The following is a 15,359-nucleotide window of genomic DNA, read 5'->3' as shown; positions in this document are numbered from 1 at the left end:
CTAAACAAGTTTTAACTTGTTCCATAAGCTATTGCTATGCTTATCATTTGAAATTTCACTATTCCACTTAGATTCAAATTCTTTTGATTGCTGTTTAGATATTTGCTCCGTAGATAAAGAAGATAAGAAAACTTCTGAATATGGAACCCATATATTTCTGAATCCGTTTTGACTTGCTTTTAAACAGAAATCTACATCAAAATATTGATATAGCTCTTTAGAAAAACTTCCAACTGTATTCCAGGTTTTCTTTTTAAACATTAAGCAATCTTTACTGTTGGCAGTCACATTTCGCACATGGCACAAGATTGCTTCGTATCCTATTTCACCTTGATAATTATTTTTGCCTAGGTGATACAAATCATCCCCATATTCGTTACTGAGGGATATACCAGCACAACGGATGGAACCATCTTTATTATAAACTTTTGCACCTACTGTTCCTACTTGATTTCTTTGCGCATGCATTATGAGTTCATCTATCCAATTTTGAGTCATAAAGCGCAATTCACCATTTAATAACAAAATGTATTCGCCTTGGGCAACTCGTACTGCTTCATTTATTTGTTCTGCCAGATTTCCTTCATAATTAATCGCTCTTAAAGTTTTATCAAGAATGCATCCCGATGATTCTGATAAATAAATATATTCGAGATTTGCATACTTTGTGTATTGTTTAATTATATCAATTACCGTTTTAGCCTGGTTCTCCGTGTTAATATTCCAAAGTATTATAGACACAAGAGGATTTCCTTCAATTGGATACTCAACACGGTATATTGTTCGAAAAGGGGCGCTACTCATAACGATTCCTTTTTCATCATTTCTAAATAGTTGATCCTTCACTGCACTTATAGCGGCATCGACCGCATAGCTTTTTACATCTAAATTCATTGAAACAGAATTAGCATGTACTCTCCAATAGTATAAAACTTTATTAATATGAAAAATCTTTCTAGCTTTTTCTGTTAAACGAAGAACCATATCATGATCTTGACTTCCATCAAACTCTGAACGATAGAATTTTTCTTCGTTCTTCAATAGATTTTTATCAAATACAGTAAAATGACAGATAAAATTGTGAGACCTTAAATCGTCCATACCAAATCCCGGTTTCAAATTAAATGCTCTTAAATCCTTTATATCATAAATAGAATTTGAAAATTTTACTTCATCTGTATATATAAAATCCGCATTTTCTTCATTGATAGCTTTGCAGGCTTCATAAAGTGCAGAAGGATGTAAAATATCATCATGATCCAAAAGACCATAATAATCACCTGTTGCTAATTGTATGCATTCATTGGTATTTTCTGAAATTCCTTTGTTTTCTGCTAAATGGTGATAGATAATCCTTGAATCTGTCTTTGCATACTCATTACATATATTCTCAACATATTGATGTTGATCATCACTACCATCAGCCAAACACAATTCCCAATTAGAATATGTTTGCGCTTGCAGGGATTCAATTAATTCCAAAAGAAATTTTTCAGGAGTGTTATATAGAGGGGTAATAATGCTAAATTTAATTGGTTTAGAAAATTTTACTTGTCTTTGTTTCTTCAATTCTTCTTCCGATGCAATATGAATAGATCGTATATCTTCTAATGAATATGTATCGCAATTCTTAAAATGACTTAGCCTCTTTTTAAATGCAGTAAAACCATATTTAAACAGGGTCTTCAATAAAATCAATATCTTCTTAATCCAACTTTTCATAATGCTTCTCCCATCCGTATAACTTTACAATTTTTCTGCAAAACCTTTTTCTAATTTCTTAAATATACAATAACCAACAATTGTAACCACTATTCCTAATACTAACACTAAGAATAGTGCTGTAAAATCTGGCCATTGATGGTATAAAAAAGCATCTCGATATGCATCCATAATGGATGTCATTGGGTTTAATTGAATTAATTTTAATAAAATTCCCGCATTCGAAAACTGATTAAGTGAGTACAAAATAGGAGTGCCATAAAATAACATATTAATAATAAATGTCACAATGTACTCTAAATCCTGTACATAAACATTAACTGATGATAAAATAAAGAGTATCCCCAAAGTTAGAACTGCTTGTACTAAAACAATAAAAGGTATTGCTAAAATATGAATAGAAATTCCAACCCCGAAAGCTAAGCAAAAAACAACGACAATGATACAAGAAATAAAAAAGTTGATTACTCCACTCAAAACTTGAGAAATAACTAAGATTTCCCTGGGAAAATAGACCTTTTTGATAATTCCCTCATTCATTTTCACAGAAACGGTTCCAACACTGATTGCCGATGAAAAGAAAGTCCAAGGTACAATACCAGTAACCAAATAAACAATGTAATTGTCCATACCTGCTCCACGCATTAAGTAAGGGAAAACAATGTAGTAAACTAAAACTTGCAATAAAGGATTGAGAAACGACCAAAGTATTCCTAAAAATGAGCCTTTATACTTTCCTCGTATATCCTTTTTGATATTCGTTTTAAGTAGTTCTCTATATTGATAAAGATTTTTAAAAACTTCCATATATTTTTATCCTTCCTACTCAATATATATTTCACAAATTGTGTTAGCTAGTTCTTGATTATCATGATTCTTACAAACAACTTTCATCAAATGTTTCCCTTTGGATGCATTTTCAATAGGTAGATCTAATCTCCATCCTAAAGTATCTACATCCACTAATCCAGAAAAATCTTCCTTAAATGCTTTATATACATCTAATCTTTTATATCTTTCAATTAATTTTGAATCTATTTTGTTATCGTCTAAATAAATTTCAAAAATAGCTTTTGGATCATCAGCAATAACCCATCCATGGCTTTCTATACTTTTCAAATTACTAGAAAAGTATTGATAATTCTTGGGTTCATCAATGTAAGTCATTCCTTTATGAATACCTTGCTGAATTGCTTTTTTTCGTTCCGCCATATGGTCCAAAGCCACTTGGTCTAGATATTGCTCTATAACTTCTGAAGCTTTTCCATCTGCTTTAACTTCTCCCTCGTACAACCAAATTGCTCGATTGCACAATTTTTTTACAACATCTAAACTATGTGAAACTATGACTATTGTTTTGTCACTATGTTTTAATTCTTCTAACTTATCAAAACATTTTTCCTGAAAATGTTGATCTCCAACCGCCAAAATCTCATCAATCAACAATATATCGGCATCCACATTAATCGCAACAGAAAACGCAAGTCTCATATACATTCCGGATGAATAAGTCCTAACTGGATTATCAATGGCTGAACCCAATTCTGAAAATTCTATAATATCATCTATACGCTTATCTATTTCATTTCTAGTTAAGCCAAAGATTGATGCATTAAAATAAATATTTTCACGCCCTGTAAAATCAATATGGAACCCGGCCCCTAATTCAAGTAAAGAAGTTAATTTGCCATGTGTAGTTATACTCCCTTTTGTTGGATAAATAATCTTTGTCATCATTTTTAAAAGAGTAGATTTTCCCGACCCGTTTACACCTATTAAAGCAACAGTTTCTCCCTTTTTTATATTTAAATTTATATTTTTTAAAACTTCATGATATTCTGTTTTTCCTCGATTCCAAAATAGTAACTTATCCTTTAGTGTTTTTGCCCGGTCATATTCTATTTTGAATTGTTTGTATACATTTTTTACTTCTATTGCGTTTTGAGTTTCCATGCAATCACCTCATCAGTCAAACATTCTTATTTTATCATAATTTATGTTTTAAATAAATTCGACATTATATCAATAATTGAGTAGTATCATAAAATCTTTTCTTTCCACAACATACGGGATTAAGTTTTTTCATCATTTTTCATAGTTTTTCGATTCTTATTCATATATGTATAGTGGAGGTTATCATTTCATGTCAAATTTAAAGGAATTTCAAACCGTTATTCAATCAAAAAAAAACGTTTCATTGATGCGTATTCAAAAATTATTCTTTCGTTCAAACCCATCCGGGCATATCTGCTTCAACAATGTCTAGGAATTTAAAGATCTCTCTTTAGAAGAGATTTCTGCACTCATTCAACCAAGTTCTTCCAATTCCAAAATTATTATACTGGATTCCGAAGATATTCGTATTCCTGGAGCTAAAATTGTCTATAATTCAATCTATATGGTTCAACACTCTTTGTATCTATCAAAATTTATGTTGATTCCTATTGAAGCACAAGGTGAAGAATCCTATAAATACACTCTTCCTTGTCGAAGTCTATATTATGCATATAGATTGATTGCCGATCAAAAAATCGTTCTCTCGGCTTTCAAAAATCCTTTTACAGTGATATTTTAGATGTACGCTCTTTTTGGATATGCTTACATCACACAAAGATAAAAAATAATTGTCTATTAGAGTATGTAACACTAGAAATCAAAAGATGGGTAACCTACGTTTGATCCTGAATCTTGTGGAATCTCTATGACTCATCTTTTATATTCTTCCCTTCAATCAAAAGAAGACAAGGTCGCATCTAAGGCCTCAAATCCGGTGAATTGGATCCCCTTGTTCAAAACATTTCTCTTTTACCGGAAAGTGGCACCATTTCCGATATTCAACAGGCCTTTTCTATCTTACGTGTTCAAAAGGAAATGCAATCTAAAGTTTTAAAACGCTTAAATCTTCATTAATACAAATCCCCATAGAAACACTCATCTTCCATGGGGATTTTACTCGTTTAATCTAGAATATACTCTTTTAATATCATTAATATATCCTTGAACGATATTCTTTTAATAATTCTGTTTCAAGAATCTACTCATTAATTTCTTTTAGTTTTAGCTCTTCTAGATTCTCTAATATTTTCAAATGCCTTTTTACTGTATTTATTTTCTGATTTACTTTTCAAATAATCACCTGAAGAGTAATGCCATAGATAAAATGCAAGATATCTATCCTTGAATCACTGGACAATCATTTATTTCTTTTAATCCTGCTTTTGGCATGCTAAATCGCATAATTTAACGAATTGATAAAAACCATAAGACATCGTATTACAGTTTTTTCCATTCCATATTCAAAATAATATCCTAATTAAAAAACATTCGTTTCTCTTCTCGACAACAAACCTTTAGCATAATCTATCTATACAAGTATTAAAACGAACGATATTTCATCAGTTTCTTTTTGATCTGATTTGCCTGCTTTCTATACTTCTTAAAAGAATCCGAATTTTGAACCTTTGCATCATTCGAAACATATACATATAGTTTTCTATGATCTTTCATTTCAATTTCTAAACCAATATATACTTTTCGATTAAACCACCAGAAATTATAATTTGTGACCAAAACCCTGCGATCCACAGGAAACGGATGTTCTTCATCATGATACTTGGCATCTTCAAATACGATCTGACACTTACAAATATCCTTTATCGCATAGATTCCTTTCGTTCCTGATAAGATTTGAAAGGTTTTCCGATGTGTATCAAGCAGTACATTTCCCAAATCTATGAAACCTTTCTGTTTTTTGGAAAGATCAACATCGATCAAATCTGATAATGGAATCTGATAAAAATCCGCATACTTTTGCATACCATCTAAATCCGGTTCGGATTTTCCCAGTTCGTGATTGGATATCGTCTGATGGGCCATATACAATTTTGAGGCCAGTTCTTTTTGTGATAAACCATTCTTTAAACGTAAATAATGTAAATTTGATTTGAGGTATGTCATGATTCATGCCCCCTTTCAACATTATAATAAAATATGAAAAAATAACTGTCATGCAAAGAAAATGGGAATCCTTGTTTTCCTACAATTCTTTTAAAAAAATGGAGAAATTCACTCTCGAATCTCTCCATTTTATCAATTTATTTTTTCAAGACGTTCATCAATTATGAATATCCAGTTCTTTCTTCCTGCTTACTTAACAGGACATTCTACAACGATAGAAGATGTATCAACTTCGATTGCTGTCGATATCCATGGAAGCTGAGTCTGATCTACATCCATACCATACAAGATCAAAGCCAGCGTATGTCCTGGTGCAATTGTATAATCATTGGATACAAACTCAAAGGAATAGGTGTACCAGTTTTGAGGATTGATTTCTTCTTTTGAATAATTGTTGTTTCGATTTTGTGCATTCATCCATCCTCGCGTAATCACAGAATAAGCGGATGGTTCCTGTTCCATCTTAAATCGAAAAGAACGATTCTCATCGCCATCTAGCTGACACGTTAATCGTTTTTGTTCTCCCTTTTCAACCAGCATAGCACTTAATATGGCGGTTGGCTGATTGATACGGGCACGAAACTGTACTTTTGCCCGACCCGCAAAACGAACTGACCTTTTAAACGTTTCCAGATCAAACGAGAGCGAATGAGCATTTTGTGTTAATACCAGTTCATCCAGCCATTCTTTGGTATTTTTCTTTTTTCGATCATACACTGTTTTGGATAGATCATCTATGATCGTTTGAACTCCTGAATCCTTGATTTGATACACTTCCATTTGCCTAGGCGGCCAATGCTCTTCCTTCATCCAAACCGTCTGATCTACATTGCTCTCAACAAAGATCTTTGCCTCATCTTGTATGCCGGTATCCATACCTTTTAAATAATAATCCAGCCATCGATCAATCAAAGACAAAGTCGGACTGCCTTCTAAGTGATATGTGTATATATGTTGTCCCTGATGCAACAACATCATTCGATCTTTTCCGAATTCCTGCAGCTTTTCAAACAACAAGATGCCTTGATCCGGTTTTACGTTCCAATCATTAAGTCCTTGTATCACAAAAACAGAAGCCTTGATTTGATCGACATGTTTGAGATAGTTTCTTTCATCCCAGAAGCGATTATAGTTTCCGGATTCCCGGTCTTCTCCTTCTTGAAGCTCCTTTTGCGATTTTTCAAATAAAGGACGTATCGTTTCAAAATCTTTAGAATCCAGAACTCTTGAAAAACAATATTTTGACAAAATATCTAAGTCATCTCCCTGCCAGTCCATGGCCGGTAATGTTAAACCATTATGTCGATAGTATTCATACCAATTAGAGATACCTGCTTCCGGAATGATCGTTTTCAACCCTTCAACACCGGTCGTCGCAACACCGATACACATCGTTCCTAAATAAGAACGAGCCGACATGGCAACAGAACCGGTACACCAATGCGCTTTGATCTCCATTTGTCTTGTACGATCGACAAAAGCACGAGCTCTTCCATTCAACCAATCGATAACCGATTTAAACGCAAGAATTTCTTCCTGCGAACCGGTACGCGTCAAACCATCCGATCCTCTTGTTCCCAATCCGGCACTAAAAACACCGGCATATCCTCTTTCAATCAAATGATCATACAAATCCGAAATACATTCGTATTCACTTGGATCCGGTTCCGGAATCGGATTGGTTTTTACTTCCCCCTGTGACTTCGTTTTAGGATACATTGGTTGTTTTCTGGGAACAAACAAAATATCACTTTCCGTAATATTTTGCGTCGAATACGCCTTGATATTTTTATTGACATCGTAAAGTTCATACCAATCTTCATTACAATGTAACATATAAGGATTCGCCACAAATACGGCCGGCACTTTTTCATCTATAAGCGGACGTTTGATATACACCGCAATAAGATCGTATTTTCCATCCTCATCCGTATCCACCGGTGTTTCCACATATACTTTTTCAAAAATTGTTTTCATAAAACTCCTATTTGTTTGTTTCTTTTGGATGTTTCTTTAAATATGCTTTCCATATCAATACAAAGATGGCACCAAGGGCCAACATCGCAACCAAAAATCCGAAAAAATGTCGATATCCATCTACGCCAGGATTTTGATCGATCATAATCCCGGCTAATACAGAAACAAAGATTTCCGGTAAATAGCCGACTGTGGAAATAATGCCCGCAGCCGTTCCGGAGAATTTTTCAGGGATACCACCTTCATCCATCATAGCCCATGTCTGCGCATAATTGACATTGTAGAAAATATAAATCAGAACAAATAAAATCGTAAACATCAAAATTGAATCCGATTGTATCGGCAAGATCAAAATGCCTAATGTTCCCAAAATCATGATCACAAATGAAATCAAAAGCGCATTTCCTGTTCCAAATTTATCGGAGAAAAATCCACCACCTACATTTCCAAATAAAGAAAACCAACGCTTTAAAGCAGCTAAAGTCGCTCCAAAAGTAACCGTTGCCCCTAAGATCGATGTCGCATAAGGTGTAAAGTAGTACAAAGATAAAGTAAATACATAATTACAAAATGTCACAAATCCAATGATCCAAACCGCAGGCATCTTTAAGACTTGACCTATTCCCTTAAACGAAATACGATCGCTCTTTTCCATTTTTCCATCCTTTACCGTAAAGAAACAAAAAATACCCATCGCAATCGTAATAATGGAATAATATACAATGACGGTTTTCATGCCCAGTACTTCATCGTTGATCTGTCCAATTCCAATACGGAACGCAACCACAGCTCCCATAGCCATCAAAGCCGCGCCGATGCCTCGTCCGCCTTCAAAGAAACCATAAGCTTTTCCCTGATCATCTGAACCGGACAAAATACGCACCGCTTTTACACAGGCCGGCCAAAAGGCAAATAAACTTGAAATTCCCCAGAAAGCATACAGCGCTACCAATCCATAATAGTTAAGTGGCAACAAATGAACAAAACCACCAAGACCGGTTCCAATCAAAGAAACAGTCAAAATAATTCGTGTTGAGAAGCGGTCGGCCACAACCCCTCCAAACAGATAAGAAATCATCCCAAATATACCTAAGATGCTGCCAAAAACGCCTATCTGTGTATTAGTTAAATGATACGTTGCCAAGTAGGCATCATAATAATCAAAACGGAAATATGGCAATCCGTATATGATGGCTCCACTAAAGGCAACAATAAGAATCGCCCAAATATTTTTGGATAATTTCTCTCCAAAACCGAGCTTTGCTAATAAGTTTTTCATAAACTCTCCTCCTGTTTAACAATTTGATCTTCTTTATGATTAAAGGAATGTAATCCCTTATAAAGAACTATGCCTGCAACCGCATAAAGTCCGGCGGCAATAAAATAAGCTTTCTGATAGCCAGATTGTTCTAAAAATAAATAACCACCCGTAAAGTAACCACTTAAAATACTAACGATTCCCGCCATGAAATTCACCAGCGAAGTATAAATAGGACGAATCGATTTAGGAATGACATCCATAGACAAGGAACTATCGACCGGACTGGATAAGTTGGCAAGACCGGCTCGAATAAATAAAGCACCACCTACAACAGGGACTACAAAATCCCCCAGATAATTTCCACATCCGATCAAGATCATAAACGGTATAGAAGCCATCACTGTAAAAAAGATCGTACCTACTTTACCAAATCTCTTCACACACTTAGGTGTAAAAAACATAAACAACACAATGGCAATATACGAAATCGAAACAATTAAAGAAGATGTAGCTTTATCAATATGCAGGTTTCGATTCAAATACACGGTATAATACGATGTAAACAATCCCATCGCAAAAGAAATCAAAGCCCAATATAATAAATAAGCTCTGGAATAACGATTTAATAAAACCTCTGAAATCCCTCTTATTTTTTGCTTCCATGAAATCTTCTCTTGGAATTCATGTGTCATAAAGTCTTCTTTCTTTTCTTTGATGAACAATACAGGAATTAATGAAATCAAAGAAATGCAGCCAAATAGAAATAATACGATTTCATTCCCCATCATATAATTCGCATACATGGCATTGGATAACTGCGTAATATATCGCGTTGCTTCCTGCGCTGCAGAATATGTAATGCCAGAAACCATCGAAAAAGCTTTGACCACAAAAGCTCCCCCTAAATAAGTGGCAATAAAATAACCAATGTATCCCATATAGTACGTTCTTGTGTACCAATTTATTTTTTTTAGGCCCAGATGTTCAGTATAACAGGCAATAAAAGGACTTAGCATAATAAAATGAAGTTGTACACCTGTTAAAGCCAGTAATGTCGCAGCGTAGAGCACCCAGTCATATTGTAGAAAGATAGCCCCAAAAAACGCAAACGATGTTCCTAGCGAACAAAACAGCAGCAGTTTTTTATAGCCTATTTTAGGTACAGCCAATAACAACAAGGCACTGATAAATGTCGCATATCCGTAAAAAGCCCAAAAAGATGTCGCAATTGAGACTTGTACTTCCTGTAAATAATTCACATAAGTATCATATAAAACACCACTTGCCAGATTATTGATGACATAACTTATAATGAAGCAAAGAATATTTCTCTTTTCCCTTATTGTCTCCATTACACCCTCCTAAAAACAGCTTTCATTATACGTTTATACCAGTAATATATCAAATATTTTTTTCATTTTTGTTTCATGAATTTTCATAATGATTTTTCATCGAAAAAATCCTAATTAAGAAGTAATAAGTTGGGCAAATCTATTTTCAATAATAAGGAAAAATCCATCTTAATTTGAATCTAGAAATCATACTTTTCACACAGATTCCCGATTGAACACTCAGAAAACAAAAAAAGCCTTTATCGAATGTGATAAAGACTCATTTTCATAAGTGGTGGTCTCAGTCGGAATCGAACCAACGACACAAGGATTTTCAGTCCTTTGCTCTACCAACTGAGCTATGAGACCATTTGGTTGCGGGGGAAGGATTTGAACCAACGACCTCCGGGTTATGAGCCCGACGAGCTACCAGACTGCTCTACCCCGCGATGTGAAATATTAACTTGAATGGCGGAGAAGCTGGGATTCGAACCCAGGCGCCGCGCTAACGACCTACCGGTTTTCAAGACCGGACCCTTCAGCCACTTGGGTACTTCTCCAATCGTATTAAAATTGGTGGACCCTGTAGGACTCGAACCTACGACCCGCCGGTTATGAGCCGGATGCTCTGACCAACTGAGCTAAGGGTCCATTAAACTCGTTGGTGGCTGGAGTGAGACTCGAACTCACGACCTTCCGGGTATGAACCGGATGCTCTAGCCAACTAAGCTACCCAGCCAAAAATTTAGAAAGTGGTCGGGACGACAGGATTTGAACCTGCGACCCCTTGATCCCAAATCAAGTGCACTACCAAGCTGTGCTACGTCCCGAAAACAAAATAAATGGCGCGCCCAGCAGGAGTCGAACCCACAACCTTTTGATCCGTAGTCAAACGCTCTATCCAATTGAGCTATGGGCGCACATACACAATCAGTGCTCAATTAATATAGCACAGCCTTTCCCCTTTTGCAATGCCTTTTTTTAAATTTTACACGGATTGTCGTATCTATCTGTCAAAAAAAGATGCCTTCGATGATTTCACAGAACCATTTTCATAACCCATTATTCCTCCTCTATCACTTTTATATTTTCAAAGATAGGATCTTTTATATTTTGTATAGTCGCCTGTTGCCCATCTATACAAAAAGTATAAGTTCCATCTTGATGATGAATCAAATATCCCTGCTCCTGCATTTCTTGCTCGCTCCATGTTCCTTCGGTTCCAGGAGCATTTTCATGATAAGGCTCAAAAATGACAAGATTTGTGAAAACAGGAAGCATAAACACAAACAGTAAAATACCTTTATTTGTCTTTTTCTTCTGTTTGGATTCTAAAAGATATTGAACACGATACGATAAAACATTTCTATTTTCCGCTAAGAAAAAGCTCGATGAAAATCGCAATCTCTTCTGTAACACATTTTTAGTTATCTTCTCGTTCATTTCCACTAAAGTGGAAACATAGTCCAACATTTTCTCCTGTGTCATAGAACGTGTTACTTTTTCATCTACACGCATCTCCAATACGATCTGAACTTGATTTTTCAGCCAGTACACCGGTAAAAACCACCAATATACGATCGTTAAAAGATTCATCAGCTGTTTGATCCATATATCATGATTTAGAATGTGCTGCTGCTCATGCGATAAAATGTGTTCTATTTCCTTTTGTGAATAAGAAACATTTGGTAACAGGATCACTTTTTGCCATCCTAAAACCATAGGAACTTCGATTAAATCCGTCTTCCAAACCGGATAATCGTTTTTTGGATTCACCTTCATGAAATCAGAAATATGAAACACTTCACTTTTCTTTTGAATGATCTTTTGTAGATCAAACATCCTTTTTAACATATATAAAGAATGAAGAGCGGTAGCTATCATCCCCACAAACCAGAGAATCATGATCACTTCGCCAAACCGATGGCCGAATACCACAGTGTTTAAAAGAGCCTGTAAAGGATTCATCAAAGCACTAAACGCAATCGTTATAGTAAAAGGAAATTCCACCGGTAAAAAAAGACGGCCCCATATGATCATCGCCAACAATATCAAAAGATCCGTCCGAAATAGAAGATGTGTCTTCTTTTTCTGTATCAAAACATAAAAAAGCAGAATCATCCCCAATGCCATTAATAAAGTAATAAAAATCGAAGAAGCAGATATATGCATAAAATTATAACCCCCCCCCCGTTATAAATTTATTATATCCTAATTCTTTCAAAAAGAACATTAAGATTTCATGAGGACATAAAACAGGCTTTCTATTGATTCTTAAATCGAACAAAAAAATTAAGAAAATTTTATAAAATTCAGCGATTGTATTGTGCTATAATACAGCTACGAAAGGGGATTTATCATTAAGGGGTTTTACATTCATGAAGGGGAAACAAATCATAGTCCGGGGTTCTATCCTCCTGTCATTGGCGGCTGTTATTTTTGGCTTGTTTATCAGTGCATGTTCCCATGCGGATATCTTGCCGGTTCGTTCGAACATTGTTTATCAAAAAGGGGAAATTGTAAATCTGAAAGTAGAGAATTTTTTAGACTCCAGCGTATCTTCCGAAGTCTTAAAAAAGGCGATTTTATACTCACCTTTATTAGATCGTGAAAAATATACATTGGATGAAAACTGTAACGTTGTTTCTAAAGGAAAAGACTATTTAGAATGTGGTACGTATCAAGTTTCCATTGCGTATAAAGATGAAATCAAAACTCTGCAGTTTAAGGTCGTAAAAGCATAAAACGACAAGACGTCAAGTCCTGTCGTTTTTTTATCGTCGTAAGCGAAATGTTTTCGGAGCTTTCGCATAAACCAGTTTATACGCAATTAAAATATAGAGTATGCAGAAAAGTGACATGATTGTTCCAAAGACATAGGTGCTCATATGGATATAGATAAACGCAAAGCACACAATGTAGGTCAATGACATGACGATACCATAGGTTGCGCTCTTGGTTTCGGTAAATTCATTATATGGCTGCAAAAGATAATAACTTGTCAAATAATGAATGGAAAAGAAAATGCTCGTTGATACAATACAAATAAATACGATGGGATAAACCCAAATACTTTCATCGGCCTGACTGATTGCCAAAAGGATCGGCAGGCCAATGGCTAATACCAAGGCCGGCATTAAATTGATCACAATCAAAGAGCGTAATCGCAAGCGAAACAAAGATAAGATCACATCCGACCTGCGATAAAAGGAATATGTCAACATACTGTGATCACAATTGCGAAACATCGCCTGCACGACAGATTTAGAGGAGTTAAACGAATACAGGATGAACACAAAATAGGGAAGATAGTTCAACACAAAGCCTTGTACCACTTCTCTTGCCTCTGCCAAGAAAACTTCCAATATCCCGGTGAATACTACAATACCCACACAAATTAACGTCATGCGCTTGCTGGAACGCCATAAAATCCTTTTATGCCGCTTGATGAATAAATCATTAAAATACGCATAACCCGTTTTCTGACTGGTGATCTTTTGATCCTGGCTGATCATATCCCAGGAGTTTTTGTTCTGCACTTCCTTCATGCTGGCCTTGATCTGAACCGGCCCTTTTTGTAGTAAAAGGCGATACATTTCTTTATATCTTTGAAATTTCAAAACATAAGGACAGACACCAATACCGACAACGATCACCATGGTCATCAAAACAAGATATGCGATCTCCGGCAAAAAGAAACCGGCAAAGAGTGCACCATAAGCTAAAACCCAACAAGTCAGAATCAAAGTCCAAATCAGTTTAACCGGACTATTCTCATTGCGAAGGATCTTTTTAGTTTCAAAGCGATATAAAGACCAGGCGGCGCTGATTGTTTTAGCCGCGATGATGTAAAAAGGAACAATCAGACAATAGTACCATGGAATCGGATACCACAGGCAGACAACCAACAAAGAAGCACCCATGCCCATCAGAATCTTGATCATCGAATACGTGTAATCGGTCAAAGTATAGGCTTTGGCATCCATCCGTAAGGAAATCATCGCATAGTATTTATCCTTTGTCGGATCAAACATCGTATTGTTTGAAATGGCTCCGGCAATGCTTAAAAAGAACAAAATATGGATGATCGCTAAACTCGGCTGTTTTGATGCCATCAAGACAACCGGGCAATAGATACAGATGGCAACATACAATCCTTTGTTGATAAAGATCGATACGATTTCCCACAATAATGCCAATACTGTGAAGACCATCTTTAAGCCGGTCTTTCCATAAAGACTGACCGATAATATGCGTTTTAATCCCGGAACCTGACGAATCGCATATAAGATAGAGTTGATTCGATACGTCATTCGCAGACGAAAAGAGATCCAAAATACCTTACGCATGATCTTCCTCTTGCAGGATACGCAAAATATCCGCTTTCAATTCAGCTTCGCTTTCTTTTTCCGGCATTTCTTCCAACTTTCCATGACTCAACAAAACGATCTCATCGCACAGATCAAAGGCCAGTTCCATAATATGTGTCGATAAAATTAAGATTCGATCCTTTTTCAAATCACGAAGGATGTTTTTCATCTCTTCCGCCACAACGACATCTAAAGAGGTCAAAGGCTCATCCAACAATAAAACCTTGGGAGAAGCAATGATATTGATCAACATCTGCATCTTATTTTTCATACCGTGTGAAAAATCCTTCAACAGACGATCTCGATCTTCTTTATCCAAATTCACAAGATCAAAATACGCATCCAGATCCATTTTATTGGGAATAGATGCCGCATTGATCTCCACAAAAAATTTTAAGAATTCCCGGGCGGTCAAAAATTCCGGCACCTGTGGTGTCGATAAGACATAGCCGATATCTTCCATTCCCAAAGGCTGTTCTGCATCTGTATCCCGCAGGAAAAATCTTCCCGCATCCACAGAAATATCCTGATTTAAGCAGTTAAACAGCGTCGTCTTTCCGGCCCCGTTTCTTCCTAATAAGCCATAAATCTTACCGGGTTGGAAAGTAAACGTGATGTCTTTAAGAACTTCTTTTTCTTCAAAGCTCTTTTTTAAATGTTCAATTCGTAATTCCATAGTTTTCCTCACTTATGCAAATATATTAACATAGCGAAACTATCTTTAACATGCCCCCATTTCAA

11 protein-coding genes and 7 tRNA genes are annotated in these 15,359 nt (G+C 35.7%); 1 reads left to right on the top strand and 17 read right to left on the bottom strand.

Features of this window, described 5'->3' with window-relative positions; all coding sequences use genetic code 11:
- The 15 genes from ACTQX6_RS09365 to ACTQX6_RS09295 all read right to left on the bottom strand — a co-directional run bounded on the left by ACTQX6_RS09365 (position 1) and on the right by ACTQX6_RS09295 (position 12,420).
- Positions 1–1,722, bottom strand: a complete 1,722-nt coding sequence (locus ACTQX6_RS09365) for a glycosyltransferase family 2 protein (protein ID WP_294687676.1) — start codon at positions 1,720–1,722, stop codon at positions 1–3.
- 24 nt (positions 1,723–1,746) lie between these two features.
- The gene (locus ACTQX6_RS09360) at positions 1,747–2,529 is read right to left on the bottom strand and encodes an ABC transporter permease (RefSeq protein ID WP_270600615.1); all 783 of its coding nucleotides are present in this window, start codon (positions 2,527–2,529) and stop codon (positions 1,747–1,749) included.
- A gap of 15 nt (positions 2,530–2,544) precedes the next feature.
- Positions 2,545–3,675, bottom strand: coding sequence for an ABC transporter ATP-binding protein (locus ACTQX6_RS09355; RefSeq protein WP_294687684.1), 1,131 nt, complete (start codon positions 3,673–3,675; stop codon positions 2,545–2,547).
- Positions 3,676–5,097: 1,422 nt separating this feature from the next.
- The gene (locus ACTQX6_RS09350) at positions 5,098–5,679 is read right to left on the bottom strand and encodes a helix-turn-helix transcriptional regulator (RefSeq protein WP_294687687.1); all 582 of its coding nucleotides are present in this window, start codon (positions 5,677–5,679) and stop codon (positions 5,098–5,100) included.
- Positions 5,680–5,868: 189 nt separating this feature from the next.
- Entirely contained in the window at positions 5,869–7,656 is a 1,788-nt protein-coding gene (locus tag ACTQX6_RS09345; RefSeq protein ID WP_441657434.1) for a CocE/NonD family hydrolase, read from the bottom strand.
- A gap of 7 nt (positions 7,657–7,663) precedes the next feature.
- Positions 7,664–8,935 carry an MFS transporter gene (locus ACTQX6_RS09340; protein WP_294687693.1) on the bottom strand — a complete coding sequence of 424 codons (1,272 nt, stop codon included), beginning with the start codon at positions 8,933–8,935 and terminating at the stop codon, positions 7,664–7,666.
- Positions 8,932–10,269 carry an MFS transporter gene (locus ACTQX6_RS09335; protein ID WP_117446183.1) on the bottom strand — a complete coding sequence of 446 codons (1,338 nt, stop codon included), beginning with the start codon at positions 10,267–10,269 and terminating at the stop codon, positions 8,932–8,934. The genes ACTQX6_RS09340 and ACTQX6_RS09335 overlap by 4 nt, the downstream gene beginning before the upstream one ends.
- Before the next feature lie 272 nt (positions 10,270–10,541).
- Positions 10,542–10,617, bottom strand: a tRNA-Phe gene (locus ACTQX6_RS09330).
- Between the two features lie 3 nt (positions 10,618–10,620).
- Positions 10,621–10,697, bottom strand: a tRNA-Met gene (locus ACTQX6_RS09325).
- Positions 10,698–10,717: 20 nt separating this feature from the next.
- A tRNA-Ser gene (locus tag ACTQX6_RS09320) sits at positions 10,718–10,808 on the bottom strand.
- Positions 10,809–10,822: 14 nt separating this feature from the next.
- Positions 10,823–10,899: transfer RNA gene (locus tag ACTQX6_RS09315), tRNA-Ile, on the bottom strand.
- Between the two features lie 11 nt (positions 10,900–10,910).
- Positions 10,911–10,987, bottom strand: a tRNA-Met gene (locus ACTQX6_RS09310).
- A gap of 14 nt (positions 10,988–11,001) precedes the next feature.
- Positions 11,002–11,078, bottom strand: a tRNA-Pro gene (locus tag ACTQX6_RS09305).
- A 13-nt stretch (positions 11,079–11,091) separates the two neighbouring features.
- Positions 11,092–11,168: transfer RNA gene (locus ACTQX6_RS09300), tRNA-Arg, on the bottom strand.
- Positions 11,169–11,310: 142 nt separating this feature from the next.
- Positions 11,311–12,420, bottom strand: a complete 1,110-nt coding sequence (locus ACTQX6_RS09295) for a M56 family metallopeptidase (RefSeq protein WP_294687696.1) — start codon at positions 12,418–12,420, stop codon at positions 11,311–11,313.
- Between the two features lie 206 nt (positions 12,421–12,626).
- On the opposite strand from ACTQX6_RS09295, the gene ACTQX6_RS09290 reads away from it, so the two are divergent.
- Entirely contained in the window at positions 12,627–12,992 is a 366-nt protein-coding gene (locus tag ACTQX6_RS09290) for a hypothetical protein (RefSeq protein WP_294687703.1), read from the top strand.
- Between the two features lie 30 nt (positions 12,993–13,022).
- On the opposite strand, the gene ACTQX6_RS09285 is transcribed toward ACTQX6_RS09290, so the two are convergent.
- Together ACTQX6_RS09285 and ACTQX6_RS09280 are read right to left on the bottom strand one after the other, a co-directional pair.
- Positions 13,023–14,597 (bottom strand): hypothetical protein, encoded by a 1,575-nt coding sequence (locus ACTQX6_RS09285; RefSeq protein ID WP_294687706.1) that lies wholly within the window; start codon positions 14,595–14,597, stop codon positions 13,023–13,025.
- Positions 14,590–15,294: an ABC transporter ATP-binding protein gene (locus ACTQX6_RS09280; RefSeq protein ID WP_294687707.1), complete on the bottom strand. Its 705-nt coding sequence runs from the start codon at positions 15,292–15,294 to the stop codon at positions 14,590–14,592. The genes ACTQX6_RS09285 and ACTQX6_RS09280 overlap by 8 nt, the downstream gene beginning before the upstream one ends.
- Positions 15,295–15,359: the final 65 nt, after the last annotated feature.

Source organism: Faecalicoccus sp. LCP19S3_E2 (assembly GCF_052121255.1).
Lineage (GTDB): Bacteria > Bacillota_I > Bacilli_A > Erysipelotrichales > Erysipelotrichaceae > Faecalicoccus.
The sequence above is the reverse complement of the archived record's forward strand: the minus strand, read 5'-3'. Positions and strand labels throughout refer to the sequence as shown.